This window comes from Paramagnetospirillum magneticum AMB-1 (genome assembly GCF_000009985.1).
In the GTDB taxonomy this organism is placed as follows: Bacteria; Pseudomonadota; Alphaproteobacteria; order Rhodospirillales; family Magnetospirillaceae; genus Phaeospirillum; species Phaeospirillum magneticum.
The window spans coordinates 1141868-1160467 of sequence record NC_007626.1; the positions used below are offsets into that span (position 1 = coordinate 1141868).

Annotated in this window: 15 protein-coding genes; 13 read left to right on the plus strand and 2 right to left on the minus strand. The window is 61.4% G+C overall.

Annotated features, from left to right (window positions below):
• Positions 1-34: 34 nt before the first annotated feature.
• The 11 genes from AMB_RS05500 (at position 35) to AMB_RS05545 (ending at position 14892) form a co-directional block, all read left to right on the plus strand.
• A complete protein-coding gene (locus AMB_RS05500; protein WP_231848992.1) occupies positions 35-1042 on the plus strand; it encodes a GDP-mannose 4,6-dehydratase in 1008 nt (335 codons plus the stop codon).
• A gap of 92 nt (positions 1043-1134) precedes the next feature.
• On the plus strand, positions 1135-2202 hold the full coding sequence (gmd, locus tag AMB_RS05505) for a GDP-mannose 4,6-dehydratase (RefSeq protein WP_043743522.1): 1068 nt from the start codon (positions 1135-1137) through the stop codon (positions 2200-2202).
• Between the two features lie 15 nt (positions 2203-2217).
• The gene (locus AMB_RS05510; protein WP_011383491.1) at positions 2218-3102 is read left to right on the plus strand and encodes a glycosyltransferase family 2 protein; all 885 of its coding nucleotides are present in this window, start codon (positions 2218-2220) and stop codon (positions 3100-3102) included.
• Entirely contained in the window at positions 3099-4259 is a 1161-nt protein-coding gene (locus AMB_RS24955) for a glycosyltransferase family 4 protein (protein WP_011383492.1), read from the plus strand. Before AMB_RS05510 ends, AMB_RS24955 begins: the two co-directional genes overlap by 4 nt.
• On the plus strand, positions 4252-5394 hold the full coding sequence (locus AMB_RS23205; protein WP_011383493.1) for a glycosyltransferase: 1143 nt from the start codon (positions 4252-4254) through the stop codon (positions 5392-5394). Before AMB_RS24955 ends, AMB_RS23205 begins: the two co-directional genes overlap by 8 nt.
• Positions 5395-5438: 44 nt before the next feature.
• A complete protein-coding gene (locus tag AMB_RS23210; RefSeq protein WP_011383494.1) occupies positions 5439-7871 on the plus strand; it encodes a glycosyltransferase in 2433 nt (810 codons plus the stop codon).
• Entirely contained in the window at positions 7868-8914 is a 1047-nt protein-coding gene (locus tag AMB_RS05530) for a glycosyltransferase family 2 protein (RefSeq protein ID WP_011383495.1), read from the plus strand. The genes AMB_RS23210 and AMB_RS05530 overlap by 4 nt, the downstream gene beginning before the upstream one ends.
• A gap of 7 nt (positions 8915-8921) precedes the next feature.
• Complete coding sequence (locus tag AMB_RS23215; RefSeq protein ID WP_011383496.1) at positions 8922-10598, plus strand: glycosyltransferase family 4 protein; 1677 nt, start codon at positions 8922-8924, stop codon at positions 10596-10598.
• A gap of 385 nt (positions 10599-10983) precedes the next feature.
• Complete coding sequence (locus tag AMB_RS05540) at positions 10984-12072, plus strand: autotransporter outer membrane beta-barrel domain-containing protein (RefSeq protein ID WP_158303934.1); 1089 nt, start codon at positions 10984-10986, stop codon at positions 12070-12072.
• Positions 12073-12214: 142 nt separating this feature from the next.
• Positions 12215-12937, plus strand: coding sequence for an alpha/beta hydrolase family protein (locus AMB_RS24965; RefSeq protein WP_148207306.1), 723 nt, complete (start codon positions 12215-12217; stop codon positions 12935-12937).
• A complete protein-coding gene (locus AMB_RS05545; protein WP_011383500.1) occupies positions 12937-14892 on the plus strand; it encodes an O-antigen ligase family protein in 1956 nt (651 codons plus the stop codon). The genes AMB_RS24965 and AMB_RS05545 overlap by 1 nt, the downstream gene beginning before the upstream one ends.
• Here the strand turns inward: AMB_RS05545 and AMB_RS05550 are convergent, their stop codons facing one another.
• A complete protein-coding gene (locus AMB_RS05550) occupies positions 14893-15627 on the minus strand; it encodes a hypothetical protein (RefSeq protein ID WP_148207307.1) in 735 nt (244 codons plus the stop codon).
• Between the two features lie 679 nt (positions 15628-16306).
• The gene (locus AMB_RS26725; RefSeq protein ID WP_269446058.1) at positions 16307-16438 is read right to left on the minus strand and encodes a hypothetical protein; all 132 of its coding nucleotides are present in this window, start codon (positions 16436-16438) and stop codon (positions 16307-16309) included.
• Between the two features lie 254 nt (positions 16439-16692).
• Here AMB_RS26725 and AMB_RS05555 point away from each other — a divergent pair, with 254 nt between their 5' ends.
• A complete protein-coding gene (locus AMB_RS05555; RefSeq protein ID WP_011383504.1) occupies positions 16693-18312 on the plus strand; it encodes an ABC-F family ATP-binding cassette domain-containing protein in 1620 nt (539 codons plus the stop codon).
• Positions 18313-18404: 92 nt separating this feature from the next.
• Positions 18405-18590, plus strand: a complete 186-nt coding sequence (locus AMB_RS05560; protein WP_011383505.1) for a hypothetical protein — start codon at positions 18405-18407, stop codon at positions 18588-18590.
• Positions 18591-18600: the final 10 nt, after the last annotated feature.

Here is an 18600-nt window from a genome sequence, read left to right on the forward strand (position 1 = left end):
CGTATAGCATTTCATTCGGTCGGGAGGTTGGTCCGTGGCGGTGGGGATGGCTAAAACAGCGCTGGTATTCGGGATTTCCGGCCAGGACGGGGCGTATCTGGCCAGCCTTCTGCTCGCCAAGGGCTATCGGGTCATCGGCGCGTCGCGTGATGCCGAAGGCTCGAGTTTCGCCAATTTGCGGGAACTGGGAATCCTGGAGCAGATCAGTCTGCGTTCGGCCTGCATGAATGACTTTCATGCCATTCTGAAGGTGATCTCGGAGACGCAGCCGGACGAAATCTACAATCTCAGCGGTCAGAGTTCGGTCGGCCTGTCCTTCGAGCAGCCCTTGCCCACCTTCGAGAGCATTGTCGGCGGAACGCTGAACATTCTGGAGGCGGTGCGTTTCCTCAACGCCTCGATCAGATTTTACAACGCGGCATCGGGCGAGTGCTTCGGCAACACCCAGGGCGTGGCGGCCTCCGAGCAGGCCCCCTTCCGTCCCCGCAGTCCCTATGCGGTCGCCAAGGCCAGTGCTGCCATGGCTGTCGTGAACTATCGCGAAGCCTATGGAATGTTCGCGTGTTCAGGCTTCTTGTTTAATCATGAATCTCCGTTCCGCCCCCACCGCTTCGTCACGCGCAAAGTGGTTCGTGCCGCCGCCAGGATCGCCAGGGGGGAGGACTTGCGGCTTATGCTTGGTGATATCTCGGTTCGCCGTGATTGGGGCTGGGCACCGGAATATGTGGACGCCATGTGGCGGATGCTGAACGTCGATGAACCGGAAGATATTGTCATTGCCACCGGGATCCACGCCTCGCTCCAGGAGTTCGTTGAGACCGTCTTTGGTTTCTTTGATCTGGACTGGCGTGCCCATGTGGACATCGACCCCGGGCTGCGCCGTCCGAGTGATGTGGCGATCAGCTTTGGTGACCCGTCGCGGGCTCTACAGCGACTGGGTTGGAGAGCTTCATTCACCATGCCAGACGTGGCTTGTGCCATGGCGAAAGCCGAGGCTGGCAGCGAACCGGCGGCGGGGGGAGAGGTTGAAAAATCGCTGTGAAGGGATGGCGCTTGGTGATACTTTCCCCACCTTACAGCCGTCTCAAGTGTAGAGTGGTTCTTTTCTAGATTTTTGCTGTGGCGGAGTTGCTGATGTCTTCGAAAGTGGCGCTCATAACAGGAGTCACGGGCCAGGATGGAGCGTATCTGGCGGACTTTCTCCTTGGGAAAGGCTATGTTGTCCACGGCATCAAGCGGCGATCCTCCAGCTTTAACACTGGTCGTGTCGATCGGTTCTATAAGGATCGGCACGAATCCGACGTTCGTTTCATCCTGCATTACGGTGATATGACCGACTCGACCAATCTCATCCGGTTGATCCAGGAGGTCCAGCCCGACGAGATTTACAATCTTGCGGCCCAGAGCCATGTGCATGTGAGCTTCGAGACGCCGGAATACACGGCCAATGCCGACGCGCTGGGACCCCTGCGCATTCTGGAGGCTCTTCGTATCCTGGGGCTGGTCGGAAAGACCCGCTTCTACCAGGCCTCCACCTCGGAACTTTACGGCGCGGTGCGCGAAACTCCGCAGACGGAGAATACCCCGTTCTATCCCCGCAGCCCCTATGCGGTGGCCAAGCTGTATGGCTACTGGATCACCGTCAACTATCGCGAGGCCTACGGCATTTATGCCTGTAATGGCATCTTGTTCAATCACGAGAGCCCGCTCCGCGGTGAGACCTTCGTGACCCGCAAGATCACCCGAGCCGTCGCCGCCATCCAGAACGGCGTCCAGGACAGGCTGTTTCTCGGCAATCTGGATGCCAAGCGCGACTGGGGCCACGCGCGTGATTACGTCGAGGGCATGTGGCTGATGATGCAGCAAGACAAGGCCCAGGATTACGTGCTGGCTACCGGCGAGACCCGGTCCGTGCGCAACTTCGTTGAATGCGCTTTCGCGGAAGTGGGGCGCACCATCGTCTGGGAAGGTCACGGCCAGGAGGAACGGGGGATCGACAAGGCGAGCGGCAAGGTCCTTGTCATGGTCGACCCGCGCTATTTCCGCCCCACCGAAGTGGAGCTTCTGCTCGGTGACGCCACAAAGGCGCGCCGGGAAATGGGCTGGGCACCGAAAACCACCTTCGACGAACTGGTTCGCGAGATGGTGGCCCACGACCTGGCCACCTTCGAGGCCGATCGTGTCCCAGCCTCCCGGCTCTGATGACGGCAAGCATTAATGCCAAGCTTCAGCGTCATAACGCCATCCTACAACCAGGGCCAATTCATCGGCCGGACCATCGACAGTGTGCTCGGTCAGGGCGTCGACCTGGAATATTGGGTTATTGACGGCGGCAGCAGCGACAACACCGTCGAGGTCCTCAAGTCCTATGGTGACCGGTTGCGATGGGTGTCCGAAAAGGACCGGGGCCAGGCTGATGCGGTCAACAAGGGTATCTTGCGCACCACCGGCGACGTGATCTGCTGGCTGAATTCCGATGACGTCTATTACCCCGGCGCGCTGTCCAAGGTCGGGGCGTTCTTCGACGCCAGGCCCGAGATTGATATCGTCTACGGCAAGGCCCACCATATCGGGCTCCATGACGAGGTCCAGGAATCGTATTACACCGAGGAGTTCGATTTCGAGCGCCTGAAGGACGTCTGTTTTCTCTGTCAGCCCGCTGTCTTTTTTCGCCGCTCCGTGGTCGAGCGGATCGGGTTGATCGACGCCGACCTTAATTACTGTCTGGACTACGAGTATTGGCTGAGGGCTGGGCGCTCGGGTTGCTCCTTCGCTCACATGCACGACTACCTCGCGGGTTCGCGCATGTATGATGACAACAAGACTCTGTCGGCCAGGGTCCGGGTGCACGCCGAAATCAACGAGATGTTCCGGACGTGCTTCGGCCAAGTGCCGGTTGGCTGGCTGTCCAATTACGCGCACGCCCTGGTGGACTCGAGAAATATTGGTCGCGATGATATGCCGCGGTTCGTCTTCCATCTGGCGGCCGCCACTTTCTTCGCCAGTCTTCGATGGAATCGCGGGGTCAATGCCGAGACGCGCGCCCTTTTGCGCCAATGGCTTCACCATTACCTGCCTCGCTGGCTGAGGGGGGGGCGATGAGGATTGGTGTCGACGTCAGCCAGACCGGACCGGGCCGGGCCGGGTGTGGCAATGTGGCCTACTATCTGACCCGAGAAATAGCCGAGATGGATACGGGGGATGACTTTATCCTCTATCCCACATTCGGCAACCAGTTCTGGGATGACCGTTGGGGGGAGACCTTTTTTCCGCCTCAAGTGAATTTCAGCCGAGCCCTCTGCTTGAACTCCCACACCGAGTCTCGATATTTCTGGGAGACGCCGCCGGCAGATTTACGATACCGGCTGGGTCGTCCCGATATTATTCACAGCCATAATTTTTTCTGTCCGCCGCCTGTTGATGGGGCCAGGCTTGTCTATACGCTGTATGACCTGTCCTTCCTTGAGAACCCGGATTGGTCAACCGAAGCCAACCGGGAGGGGTGCTTCCGCAACGTGTTCCGGGCCTCCATCGAGGCCGATCATATCTTGGCGATATCGGGCTTCTCGCGCGAACACTTCCTTAGCCTGTTCCCTCATTTTCCCAAGGACCGCATCTCTGTCATGCCGCTGGCCAGCCGGTTTCCGGACGACACCCCGTTGGCGCGGCCGCCGGAATACGCCCATCTCGGGGAGTTTCTGCTGACGGTGGGGACGCTGGAGCCGCGCAAGAACTATCGCCGCCTGGTCGAGGCCTATAGCCGGGTTCACCGGCAGTTTGGGGGTAAAATTCCTCCGTTGGTGATTGCCGGCAACATGGGATGGCTGATGGAGGACTTCCAAGCCTTCCTCGCCTCTCTGGGGATTGCAGAGCACGTTATCTTCCTCGGTTTTGTGAGTGACGTCCAACTTCAGTGGCTGTATCAGAACGCCTATGGCGTCCTGTATCCTTCCTTGTGGGAAGGGTTCGGATTGCCTGTGCTGGAGGCGCTCAGCCAAGGGGCGGCGGTGATTTCCTCCGACGTGTCGTCCATTCCCGAAATTCTGGGCGATGCGGGTCTGATGGTTGATCCCGTCGATACCGATTCCATTGCCGGCGGCCTCGCGGATTTCTTGCGATCCGAGGACCTGCGGGCGGCCATGCGTGCCAAGGCCAAGCCCCAGGCGGAGCGCTTCTCGTGGCGGACTTCGGCACAAACCGCCCTGGATTGCTACCGCGAGGTGGCTGCCCGCCCGCCACGCAGGCAACCCAATGGCTGATCTTCGGTTTTCGATCGCGGTTCCTGTTCGTAGCGGTGTCGATTGGCTGGAAACCAATCTGGACAGCCTTGCGAGGCAGGGAGCGGGTGTCGCCGTCGCCCTTCTTGACGCCAGCGCCGATCCGAGGGTTCCCGACCTTGCCCGTCGCCATTCCGACCTGATCTCCTACTCGTACCACCGCAGTTCCGACGGCGGTCAGGCTGCGGCCATTCGAGAAGGCTGGGAGGCGGTGGATGGCGATATTCTGGGCTGGCTTAACGCCGACGACCATCTTCTTCCCGGCGCTCTGGCTTCTGTCCGACGCTGCTTCGCGGCGGATCCATCGGTAGGCGTGGTTTACGGTCAGGCGGCCTATGTGTCGGGCGACGGAGCTTTTCTGGGGTATTTTCCCGCCTACGGGCCGGCGGACCTTCTTGGTCGGGCCAATGTGATTTGTCAGCCGGCCGCCTTTGTGCGACGCAGCGCAGTGGACCGTGTCGGCGGTTTGGACTGCGACCGGCACTACACGATGGACTGGGATTTATGGCAGCGCTTGTTTCGCGCGGGATGCCGGTTCCGCTCCGTCGATAGCGTTCTTGCTGTGGTTGTTAATCACGCCGGGACAAAGACCAACAGTGGATCGCCGCGCCGGACCCGGGAGATCGAAGAGCTTCTGGCACGCGAGGGGCTATCGCCGTGGCAACGCCTGCGCACTCGGCTGGGCATTCGCATGGGGGATCGGCTGACTTCCGGGCGGCTGCGGGATGGGGGGGCTCTTGGTGCGCTGTGGGCGGCCTTCCGGATCCTGCGGGGAGGGCGCCCTTCCTTCCGGGGGCTGGAGCTTGGCAGTAACCGCGTGGTCGGCGGGGAGGCGAGGCTGGTTCTTCCCGTTCCCAGCGGGGCCGACGGCCTGATCGTCCATGTCGACCGGCCTCTTGATATGGTCGTTCGAATCGATGGTGCGTCACCGCTGAGCAGCGCCATGCACCGCATGGAAGTCGTCAATGCGTTCGGCGGGAACGTCAAAGGTATCAGTCACGTATTTTCCGTGCCTCTGGCGGGGCCTGCGCACGAACTGTGCATTACCGCGCCCGGCCCCTGGAGGCTTCTGGCGGTGAGCTGTTCAAAGGGCATGCCCCCTTGCGTCTCTGGGTGATGCCAGAGGCACCGGGATCGGGGGGTAGGGTGAGGGGGTGAAGGATGAGGGAAGCAATTAAACCGCGGGGACTGCGTATCGCCATTGATACCAGATCTCTTGTCGTTGGCGTTTCCGGCGGGATCATCCAAAATCAGGTGGGGGTCTTTCGGGAGCTGTTCAAACGCTATCCCGAGCATACCTATTTTGTTTTCTGCACCCCCTTTAATCGGGAAATTTTCCGCGAGCTGTCGGATCATATCCACCTGGTGAGTCTCCCCCCGTCGTCCTATCTCCACGACTTGGCGCAGACACTGCAGACCAGAAAAATCGATGTTCTCTTCCGCTCCTATCCGACCGCCGATGCGGCGGTATTTCCCATGGAACGGCAGATCATTTATATCCCGGATAACCAGCACGACTACTACCCGCAATTCTTTTCCCGGGACGCCCGGGCTTACCGCAAGCTCGCATTCGACAAGACGTTGCGGGAGGCCGGCGCCGTCGGAACGATTTCTGAATTTTCCCGTTCGACACTGCAGGCACATCCCGAATGCGCCTGCAGTGACATATTCCTGATGGCGCCGGCATTGCAGGAGGAACACTCGCTGGCCCGGGCCGAGGATCTGACCGCCGAGGAATTGGCTCAGGTTCCAGACGGTGATTTCTTCATCTATCCAGCCAATCTTTGGGAGCATAAGAATCATCGTAGGGTGCTGGAGGCATTTTCCCGCCTGCTTGCCGAAACAAATCACAAGATTTCTTTTATATTTACTGGAAATCCTGCGGACTGGCCATCGATTTCTCGGGGCTTCGAGGCGTTGCCCATTTGTCATCTTGGCTATGTCCGGGCGGAATTGGTCCAGTACTTGCTTCAGAAGGCGCGGGCACTGGTATTCTTTTCCCTGTTCGAAGGCTTTGGAATTCCCCTGCTGGAGGCCTTTCACGCGGGTACGCCGGTGTTATGCAGCAACTGCACCAGCCTTCCCGAGGTCGCCGGCGACGCGACGCTTCTGGCTGATCCCCTGGATATCTCCAGCATGGCGGCTGCCATGAGGCAGATCCTGGAAAGCCCCGCTCTGACGGCGGAATTGGTCGAGCGTGGCCGCAGGCGGCTGGACGCGTTCACCTGGGCGCAGTCGGCCGACAACCTGATGGCGGCGTTTGTTCGCGTTGCAGGGCGCACCGTTCGCTCGCCTCTGGATCTCCAGCCGTTGGTCAGCGTCGTGACGCCATCCTATAACCAGGGCCGCTTCATCCGTCGGACCATCGAAAGTGTTCTGAACCAGACCTATGGCAACATCGAATACCAGGTGATCGATGGCGGTTCGGACGACGAGACCGTCGACATTCTGAAAAGCTATGGCGGCAGATTCCACTGGGTCTCAGAGCCTGATGGAGGGCAAACCGCAGCCATCAACAAGGGCTTGGCGCAGGCCAAAGGGGAAATCCTTTGTTACCTGAACTCCGACGACGTACTGGAGCCCGACGCCCTTGAAAAGGTGGTCGATTTCTTCCTCAAGAATCCGGAATGCGACCTCGTCTATGGCAAGGCCCATTATATCGACGAGAATGACGCCGTTATCGGGAGCTACAAGACCTCCGATCGCCCCAGTGATCTCCACACGGATTGCATCATCTGTCAGCCGGCGGCCTTCTGGCGGGCCGGTCTGTCCAAGCTGATCGGTCAATTCGATGAGACCATTTCCACCGCCATGGATTACGATTATTGGCTGAGGGCCGTGAACGCCCATGCGGTGATCAGCCATTTGCCCGAATACATCGCCAGCTCTCGCTTATACGCGGAGACCAAGACCATGGCGCAGCGCGAGCTGATATTTCACGAATGCTTCGACCTCTGCGCCCGTCACGTCGGCTATGTCCATGCCCATTATTTCTTTGGCTATTGGCATTGGAAGCTGATCGAGCGGCGTCCCTGGATGGCTCCCTTCTTCCGCTTCTTTCCACTGGCATGGAAATTACCCGCTAGAATTAGCCACGCATACTTCCTTTTGCGGCGAGGGTTGCTGCCTCGGGCGTTCAAGGGCAAGCTGCGGCTGATGGCCCAACATCCGTCCGTCCGCGGGGGTATCCTCCGAGTCTTGTTGCGGCTGCGCGAACGGCTTCGGCACCGCCGGCTGCCGCGGGGCCCTCATAACGGATTGACGGTTTTTGGGGCTTGGTCCGATTGCTGGTTGGCTCCCGAGGTGGAGATCTGCGGGAATTGGCGGAGTGGCAAGAAGGCCATTCGCCTCGGCGGCTTCGTTCCAACTGATTGCACGATGCGGCTATCGCTGAACCACGCCATGGTGATAGAGCGGCGCCTCGAGGGAAACCGGGAGCATATGGTCGAATTCAGCCTGGATTTCGCAGAAGGCAGCAATATCGTTACACTGAGTTTCGATGCCTGGATCAGCGATACCCTCCGGGACCTATCTTTTTGTATCTATGAGACCAATCTCTTTTGCGAAACAGATATCTTGGTTCCCGCAAAATGACCAAACCTGGGCAGGTAACGATGAAAAAATCAAATCCGTCCGTCTCTGTCGTTTTTTCCTTTTTCAATGAAGAGGATAATATTCCAGAGCTTCTTCGGCGCTGTCGTCAGACTCTTCGTGCCGAACAGGAAAGCGGTAATATTTCCAAGTATGAGCTGATTTTTGTCAATGACGATTCGACGGACGCTTCCGAGCGAATGCTGACCGAGGAAGCCCAGCGCGAGGGCGATATCAAGCTTGTCAACATGTCGCGTAATTTCGGGAACTCATCGTGTATTATCGCCGGATTCGAGCATTCGCGGGGCGATCTCGTGTTCTACATGGACGCCGATCTGCAGGATCCTCCCGAGTTGATGGCGAAGATGCTGGCCGCCTGGCGTGCCGATGACGAGGTGGAGGTGGTCAACACGGTCCGTTTGTCGCGGGCCGGCGAATCGAAGATAAAGCTGGCCATCACCCGACTCGGCTACGATATCCTGGCCAGGACCTCCAGCATCAGGTTCATCCGTGAAGCCGGAGACTTCAAGCTGCTGTCGCGCAAGGTCGTCGACCACATGCTGGACATGCCGGAATCGTTCCCGTTTACGCGTGGGCTGGTCTACTACGTGGGCTTCAAGCAGGAGAACGTCTATTATCATCGTGAAAGTCGGCATGCCGGTGAATCGAAGTTCTTCGTTCTCGGCCCGCGGGTCATTCACAATTTTCTGTTCTCGGCCCTGATCTCATTTTCGTCGGCACCGCTTGTTCTGTCACTGTTGATCGGTACGGTGGCGGCGCTGATCGGCGTGAGCGTGATGACCTATTCGATCATCCAATATTTCGTTGTCGACGGAGTGACGTCGGGCTGGACATCGCTGATCGCAGCCGTGCTCTTCATGGGGTCGGCGCAATTGATCACCACGGGAATCAACGGGTTTTACATCAACTCGATCTTCATCGAAACGAAGCGGCGGCCGCGCTATATCGTCAAGTCGACGGTGGGGGGGCCTTTGGATGCGCCGAAGGCCGCCGAGGCTGCCGTGCCGGCCAAAGATGGACTGTGATTGCGACATGACCGCAGACGGCCTCCGTGAGCAACTGATCCAGGCCCCGGTCCAAGTGATCGTCGACTTCGTTCCCGTGATGCCCGGGGGCGAGAATGGCGAGGCTCAGCAAGTGGCGTTGGGCCTGTTGGAGGGTCTGATGGCGCTCCAGCCGCAATGGACGTTCCACGTCCTGGTCAACTCATTGGCCCTGGACTATGTCGGGGAATTCGCCCCGGCGGCAAACGTCATCTGTGTTCGCGACAGCGGTGGCCCGGTGCATATCGAACTGCCCGAGTTGCCCGGCCGACAGGTCGGTCATGTCGTTTTGTGCCCCTTTAGCGGCCCGACCTATCATAGCCGGGCGCTGCCGCTGGTTTCGGTCATTCACGATCTGCTGTTCGCTCTCTATCCGCAGTATTTTCTGCCGGAGGAGGAAAGCGAGCGGCGGCGGAATTTGCGCTATACGAGGGAATTCAGCGACCTTGCGGTCTGCGTATCGGATCATGTGCGCCAGACCGTGATCGAGGCAGCAGAGTTTCCGGCCGAGCGGGTGCGAACCATCAGAACGCGGCTCGCCCCTCGGCTGGCTCCGGTCCGATCGACGGCAATTCTCGATCATCTGGGGCTGCGAGCCCAGGGATATCTGGTGTATCCCGCCGATACCGGTCTCCACAAAAACCACGAGATGCTGTTGACGGCTCTTGGCATTTACCGCTGCCGCCATCCGAAATCGGACCTTGTGCTTGTCTGCTGCGGCGTCGGCGACAATGCCCGTGCCAAGGAGGTCAAGGCGGCTGCGGTGTCCATGGGGCTGAGTGTGCTGTTTCTCGGGCATCTGAACGGGGAAGACCTGTCGGCGCTGATTTCGAATTCGCTGGCGCTGATCTTTCCCTCTCTGGTCGAGGAATACGGGACGGCGCTGCGGGAAGCCATGGCCTTGGGGGCGCCGGTACTGTGTTCGAACGGGGCCGGTCTTTCCGAAATCGTCGGGGATGCCAGCCTTGCCTTCGACGCCCGCAACCCCAATGAAATCGCTGCGGCGATCGAGCGCTGTGAGCAGGACCCCGCCCTGCGGGAGGAGCTCCGGCAAAAGGGACTGGAGTGGGTCGGGGCGGCCGGGAGCTTGGCGGACGCGGTCCGCGGATATCGCGATGTCATGGTGGACGCGATGATCGGGCGCGGTGTCACGGTCGATCGTCTGCCGCGGATTTGCGCTCCGGAATGGCGGGTGGGGACGGTGCTGGACCTGACCCTGCCGGACAGCCGGTCTTTCCTGCTCGCCGGCTGGTGGTCGACCGAGGGGCATGGAATCTGGCTCAAGGATGAATGCAGCGAGATCCGGTTCGAGGCCGACGATACACGGGAGGCTTTGGTTCTGACCATGGAGATCACTCCGTTCATGGTCCACGGCCTTCCGACGGCCTATCCCCTCGGCATCGTCTTGAATGACAGGCCCCTGGCGACCTTGACGGTTGGGATGCCCGGACGGATCGTCGTTCCGGTCCCCGCAGAGGTGTGGAATGCGGCCAGGATCAAGACCCTTTGCCTGCGCCCGCGGGGCGGGCGGACACCCGCCTCGCTGGGCGTCAATGCCGACACTCGCCGCTTGAGTGTTGCCATCCGCACGTTGGCCTTTCTCCATGAACGGGCCTCGGGAGTGAGCGCGGTCCCTGGCGATCCCGGGGCGTCTCCCCCTGCTTAGGCTCGGGATTCATTGGCCAGAGCCGGAGGATGGCGGCAACCGTTATGCTGCCGAAAGGCGCAGAAGTTTGGACGCGCCCGCCATTGTTGGTGTGATCCGCCATGAGGGGGAGGGGCGAGGCTGCGCCGGTTGGCTCGGCACGGCGATGGTGTTTAGAAGGTTTATGCAAGTGTCCGGCGGGCTGCGGGTCGTTGCCACAAGAGTCTTGGCGGTGCTGTGGAAGCCTGGCTCAGCGACCCTGCAACTGATGCGAAAATATCACGCTGGGGAGATTTGGTGACATGTTCGTCGCCATCGGTGTTGACATACCATCGGACCGTGCTAAAACGTCGTCAAACCTATGGGTGACGAGGGCTAGGGCCCATCATATTGAGGAGTGCAGGGGATGCGATTTGATCGGAGTGCGGCCCTGGTGGCCGTTGGTGTTGTCGGTCTTGTGTCTGTTAGCCCGGCGATGGCTGCGTCGGATGCCACCAGCTCTGCCGCGGTCGCCAACCAGGCTGTCGCCTCTGTGGCTGCTCCCGTTGCTGCCGCGCAGACTGCTGGTCTGATCGGCGGCGCGGTCGGCGGCGCGGTCGGCGGCGCGGTGGGTGGTTCGGTCGGCGGTGCCGTCGGCGGTTCGGTCGGCGGCGGCAGCGTCGGTGGTCCGGTCAGCAAGCTGTTCAATACCCGCGACGCCGGCAAGTCCGGTGGCGGCATCCCGGCCAATCTCGGCATGTGGGCGCAGGGCACCTGGGTCAACATCCGCAAGACCGAAGCCTCCCTCGGCATGGACGGTAATGTCCTCAATACCGTGTTTGGCGTCGACTACAAGTTCACCGACCGCGTCCTCGCCGGCGTGGCCTTCGGCTACGAAAACGTCGATATCAAGACCAAGTTCAATGCTGGTACCTACAAGGCCGACGGTTATACCCTGGCCCCGTACCTGGGTGTGAGCATCACCCCCAACTGGACCGCGGATCTGTCGGGCGGCTACACTTGGTTGACCTACGACGTCAGCCGCACCAGCAACGCCGTGAAGGGTGAGTTCGACGGTGGCCGTCTGTTCATCGCTTCCAACTTGACCGGTTCGTACGCCATCGATCGCTGGCGCCTGAGCCCGAAGGTTGGCGTGATGTACCTGACCGAGTTCCAGAACGCTTACAACGACACTGGCACCAGCACCGCTCGCAATGCCAGCCAGGTTATCGAGTTCGGCCGCGCCAGCGGTGGCTTGAAGACCGGTTATGCCTTCGACGGCTTCGTGCCCTTCGTCAAGCTGACCGGCGAGTGGGACTTCACCAAGCCGAAGGCGGTGCTCAAGAGCAACGGCCAGATGTCGGCCGTCGATAATGGCGGCGGTGTCGCCGGTGTGGGTGTCGACTTTGGTGGCGCGGGCCCGTGGTCCGGTGCTGTCGAAGGGTCGTACAACTCGATCGGTCGTACCAGCCTTGATGTCTGGCAGGGCACTGCCAAGGTTCGCTATCAGTTCTAATCTTCGGATTGGTCTGAAAATGCTGGGAAGGGCTAAGTCTTCGGGCTTAGCCCTTTTCCTTTGTTGTCTGCTGTTGTCTGGTTGCGCCAGCCGGTTGGAAACGGCCGAAGCTCTTGCGGCCAAACATCAATGGCGACCGAGCGTGACCACGACCCCCTCCTTCGACCTCTATTCCCTTGGCCCTGGTCGGCTGGTGCCGGGGGCTCCCCTTGTCGTTTACATCGAAGGGGACGGATACGCCTGGATCAGCAGGAACAGAATTTCCGACGATCCAACCCCCCGGCGATTGCTGGTTCTGGAATTGGCATTGGCTGATCCACGGCCAAACGTGGTCTACCTCGCCAGACCGTGCCAGTATGTCCGCGGCAGTCAATTCCGGAACTGTCAGCCGGCCTATTGGGACACCGCTGGCTATGCTCCGGAGGTGATTGAGGCTTTCAATGTCGCCATCGACCGTTTCGCACGCAAAGTTGGTGCCTCTCAGGTGTTCTATGTTGGCTATTCCGGTGGCGGCGCCGTGGCGACGCTGGTGGCGGCCAGGCGGTCAGATACCGCAGGCCTGATTACTGTGGCCGGTGTGCTTGACCATGAAACCTGGACAAAGCTGGACGGGTTAGGCCCCCTACGCTATTCCCTCAATCCCGCCGACGAGACGGCGAGGGTGGTCAATGTGCCGCAACTGCATTTCTCGGGTGGGCGCGACCGGGTTGTTCCAAGCGCCGTGGCTCGGGCCTATGCCGCCCGGTATCCCCGCGGACGACGACCGGCGATCGAGGTGCTGGACAGTTACGATCACGAATGCTGCTGGGCGGAAGGATGGCGCGATCTGATCTCCCGACCTCTTCCACGTCCAGGGGAGCCCTGATGCGATCTGACCTTAATTCCGGCCTGCGCCCGGTTCTGGGCCCGGCCTTGGCTCTGCTGCTGGCGCTGCCCATCGCCCTGGGGTCGTTGCCGCCATTTCGCTTCGGATATTGGGACAAGGCCGAACCCATGGTGGTTTGGCTCAACCTGTGTTCCTTCCTGGGTGCGCTTGCCTTGGCCCGTTGCGCCTGGGTGATGCCGCGCGCCACGGTACCGAATCTGTTTCATCCCTATGTCCTCGCACCTCTGGCGGTCGCCCTTTGGAGTCTTGCGGCGGCGCCATTTGATGCTTTGCCTCGCCTCAGCCTGTTCGGCGTACCGCAAAGCGGACTTGGCGCCCTGTGGTTCCTGGATTTCGCCATTCTCATCGCTTGCGGCCTGATGGTGCGGGATTGCCGGGTTGCCTGGCGGCTGTTGTGCTGGGCGGCGGCGGCCATAACGCTGGTGATTGCCGGACTCAAGGTGTCCGATCACTTTTTTACCAGTATCGAGAGCACTCTATTGCTCTATGTGGATGCCTATTATGGCTGGATCGGCGTCACTCTGCCGGTTTTGGCCTGGTGGTGGACACGGCACCGTCGCGATTGGCCGTTGACCGTGACATTGGCCATTGCCGCACTGGCATGCGTCTACAGCTCGCACAGCCTGACGGCCTGGTCCATTCTGATCGGCGGGACGGCCCTGGTCCTGGCGTCCGAACGGCTGCCGGTTCAGCCGGTTCGGCTTTTCACCCGATCGCCTTGGGGGAGTGCAGTCCTGGTTGCGGTGGGTGCCCTTTTGCCGCCCTTTGCATTGCGCGCTGCAAAGCCGCTTCTTAACAGTCCATCTTTGCTGGATCGCCTCCATCTTCAGGAAATGGTGCTGGCCGACATGGCCCGGTCGCCGTCCTGGCTGATGGGGCAGGGCTGGGGGCGCGTCCAGGATGCCTTCCACGGGAATCTCAATGTCACCGGGGAGAACCTTTGGCAGCCAACCTGGATATTCCTGTCCAGCGACTACTTCAGCAGCCATAACTGGCTGCTGGATACGGTGCATGCCGTGGGGCTTCCAGGGGCTGGTCTGGTTCTGGCTGGATTTTTGGTTCTGCCCCTGTATGCCGCTCCTGCGGCGCGACCGGCCGCGACCATGTTGGCTCTCGCCTATGCCCTGATCTCGGCGGTCTGGTTTCACCTCTGCTTTTCCCTGCCGTTCTTTGCCCTGGCCATGGCGGCGGTGGGGCGGTCGGCGCGGGAGGTGGAGATTTCCGCCCTACAAAGACGGGCCGCAGCCTGGAGCCTGATGGCCGTCGCTGCCTTACCGATGTTGGGCGCTGGGGCCTTGGCGGAATATGGCTTGAATATCGGGGCGATTCACCGGGGTCTGACAGGTGGAGCTGTTTTTGACCGGGCATGGCCTGTGGACCCGCGAGGTTCGGACCTGGAAGCGGCTGAAGTCATTCGGGACGCCTTCGCAGACCTCGCCAAAGACGAGCGTCGGCCTAATCCGGCGGCTATTCCCGGGGCGCGCGCCATGATGGCGACGCTGGCTGCCCGTATCCCCCAGAGTGATACGGTCCAGATGATCACAATTGGCCTTGGGGTTCAGTCCTATCTCCATTTCAGCAAGGAGCTGGCCTGGCTGGCGCCGGACTTGCCAAGCAGCCGCGATTTATGGCGCCCCTGGCTTGATCGTCTGTTGTGGTTGGCGCCGGGGCGTACCGATCAGGCGATCGGCTATTTGACGGACCGGGCCGTGGCCGGTGATCTGCTGGCTGTAGAACAGGTTGTCACCGCGATTCTCAAACGGAATCCCAGTGATCCGGTCGGGTTGTATTTTCGGGGGCTGGCGCTGATTCTCTTGCGTGATCCAACGGTCCGGCCGCTGGCGGTCGACTCATTCAGGGCTTCTGTCGCCGCGGGGATCGAGCGCTTCATGCCCCTGGATCCGGTGGTGCGCCAACTCATCGAGTCCCGGTGATCAGGGCACCGTGGGGGGGCGTTCGGCCGGCGAGCCGGCCAGCACCTCGTCAACAATCCGCCGACGCTGTTCCGAGGCGCCGGCATTGCCCGGCGGGGTAAAACAGGCAAGCATCCGGCGTCCCAAATTCTCCATGCCACGCCCCAGATAGGTGGGGGGAAGCGTCAGGTAAAGGTCGCAACGCCGACCGGAGGAATCGGTCAGGGTTATCCCCTCCGGCCGTTGCGAGGTTTGCCCGAGAGCCCGTTCGAGACGGTCCTGGGTGTCGGGCGAGACGGGGTGCACCGTGATCTCGACGCTGGTTCCCGACTTGCGGACCGGCGGCGGACACGAACCGGTTCCAAGGGTGCAGGACAAGGTCCAGCGTGATTGCTTTTCCGCGGCGTCGATGGCCGAGGAAAGGCCTTCGCGCTGGGCCGCCGCCTGGCGAGCGGAAAGATAGCTTGATGTCTTTTTCCCGGTCAGCATGTCGGGGTGAAAGCCGCCGGCCAGGCAGTGCAGGACTTCATGGCCGACCGCCTCCAGTTGAAATGCCGAGGGACCCGCCGGCAGAGCCACGTAGATATCGCAGCGTCCTGAGTCCGGGTCTGGGACGGCGACTCCCGCCAGTTCCATGCCGGTGTGGCCGCCGACCGCCCTTCTCAGGGCATCCGTCTGCCGAGCCGTGTCAAGGGCATGCAGTGTGACGACTTGCCTGGGGTGCCACCACTCGCCCTGAACGGGCATGGCCGCCATCTGCGCCTCCGTCATCGAACAGACAGGAGCCTTGGCGTTGACGGGAGCGCCGCAAAAACCACCTCCGCCACAGCCGGAGAGCAGGGCCGTCGCGACGATGCAGAAGGCCTGCGGCCACCCCGCCATGGGGCTAAATGGCCGAATTCCACGGGGCGCGCTCGACTGGGGGGGCACTCCATCTCCTTTAACGCTTACAGTCGCCCGATCCTCTGGGGAATGGTCCTACGGAGCGGTTTCTGGACGCGCTGATTCTCCGAAATCCGCTGCCATCCGGCTCACATGTCGGAAACAACCCAGATGGCTGCGACCGAGCCGCCGGACGTGCGTGCCGGCGAAGACGCAGGGCGTTCGGGTGCCGCCGCATGGAGACACCGCAGCCCCGCCCCGCGGGCGGGCATTGGGGAGGGGGCTCTCCGGCGCTGATGACGTCACCGCCATCAGAGACCGGGATATGGCCCTCTCCTCATGCCCGCATGCGGACCGGCGTGAACTGCGGCCAACCGCCTTTCACCTCCGAGCCCCGAGCTAACGTCACGACTGAAGCGCGGCTCGGGTCGGAGTGGAGTTGCCTATTTCTTGTCGGGAGCAGGGGCTGGGACGGTCTTGGTGTCGGTCATCCCTCCCTTGGCATCGGCCGCGGCGCCCTTGGCATCGGCCGCGGCGCCCTTGGCGGCGTCGCTCATCCCTTGGGTGGTTGCTCCCGTGGTTTGCGGAGTCGTGACAGGGCGACAACGCCACCAGGAACCTGAGCCCAGGCCACCGCGCTGGAGAGCAAAAGGGCGGCGCCCGCGACAGTGATGGTCTTGATCATGGTTCGTCTCCTATTCTGAGATAGTCCAAGTATTATCGCTCAAGGCACTGATTCGGGGAAATGAAAACTTAGCGGTTGCGGAAAGGGGGGGCGTCCGCGCGTGTACGACTTTGACCGTATCCCGGCCGGCGCAGATTTCCGACGTGGAAGGGCTTTTCTCGACAAGCGCGGCACGGAACGGCCGATCAGGACTCTTTCCTGCCGGGCATCCTGTGGCATAAGGGGCCAGCCGAGCCAAGGGAACCCAGCCTCAGATGATTCGTTTCGAAAATATCAGCAAGCAGAACAGCCACCGCATCCTCTTCCTCGATTCCTCCGCCGCCCTCAACCGGGGCGAAAAGGTCGGTCTGGTCGGTCCTAACGGCGCGGGCAAGACGACGCTGTTTCGGATGATCACCGGCGAGGAAGTGCCGGATGCGGGGCAGGTCTCCATCGAGAAGCAGGTCTCCATCGGATATTTCAACCAGGATGTGGGTGAAATGTCCGGCCGCAGCGCGGTGGCGGAAGTGATGGACGGGGCTGGGCCGGTCAGCACGGTGGCGGCGGAGCTGGCGGAGCTTGAGGCCGCCATGTGCGATCCCGACCGCGACGACATGGATGCCGTCATCGAGCGGTTTGGCGAAGTGCAGGCGCGCTTCGAGGAATTGGGCGGCTACGAGTTGGAGGGCCGCGCCCGCGAAGTGCTGGCGGGCCTCTCCTTCAGCCAGGAGATGATGGACGGCGACGTGGGCGCTCTGTCGGGTGGCTGGAAGATGCGGGTGGCGCTTGGCCGCATTTTGCTCATGCGGCCGGACGCCATGCTCCTCGACGAGCCCAGCAACCACCTGGACATCGAAAGCCTGATCTGGCTGGAGGATTTCCTCAAGGGCTATGACGGCGCCCTGCTGATGACGTCCCACGATCGCGAATTCCTCAACCGGATCGTCGGCAAGATCATCGAGATCGACGGTGGGTCGCTGACCACCTATTCCGGCGATTACGCCTTCTACGAGCGCCAGCGGGCACTGAACGAAAAGCAGCAGCAGGCCCAGTTCGAACGCCAGCAGGCCATGCTGGCCAAGGAGATCAAGTTCATTGAGCGCTTCAAGGCCCGGGCCTCCCACGCCGCCCAGGTGCAGAGCCGGGTGAAGAAGCTCGACAAGATCGAGCGCTTCGAGCCGCCCAGGCGGCGCCAGACCGTGGCCTTCGACTTTCCGCCGGCTCCGCGCTCGGGCGATGACGTGGCGGTGTTGAAGAACGTGCACAAGGGCTATGGCAGCAAGGCCATCTACCAGGGGCTCGACCTCATCATCCGCCGCAAGGAACGCTGGTGCGTCATGGGGGTCAATGGCGCGGGCAAGTCGACGCTGCTGAAGCTGATTGCCGGCGCGGCCGAACCGGACAGCGGCACCGTCGCCGTGGGGGCCAGCGTCAGGATGGGCTATTTCTCCCAGCACGCCATGGAACTGCTGGACGGCGACGCCACCGTGTTCGAAGCCCTGGAAAGCGCCTTCCCGGTGGCGAACCAGGGGTCGTTGCGGGCGCTGGCCGGCTGTTTCGGCTTTTCCGGCGACGATGTGGAAAAGAAATGCCGCGTCCTATCGGGCGGCGAGAAGGCTCGCCTCGTCATGGCGATCATGCTGTTCAATCCGCCGAATTTCCTGGTGCTCGACGAGCCCACCAACCACCTCGACCTCGACACCAAGGAGATGCTGATCAAGGCGCTGGCCGCCTATGAGGGCACCATGCTGTTCGTGTCGCACGACCGGCATTTCCTGGCGGCGCTGTCCAACCGGGTGCTGGAGCTGACGCCCGAGGGCGTTCACCAGTACAGCGGCGGCTATACGGAATACGTGGCGCGCACCGGGCACGAGGCGCCGGGGCTGCGGAGTTGATCCGACGCCGAGATATTTAACGATTCGGTAAATTGCTCTGGAATCGCCAGCCGCTAGCATGGGGGCCTCGACCGCATCCGCCCAGGGATCCCATGAAGCTCGTCCGAGGCCATATCAAACGCCTGACCGACCTGATCGAGGCCGAATATCACGGCCGCGATTTCGACCGTCATGAGGCCTATCGCCTAGCCATGACCTTGGCCGAGGCATCGCCGGAGATTCGCGACACCATGCGGCGCGTCGCCAGCCGCATGACGCCTTCGGGCCTTCAGGCCTAGGGGGGGCGGA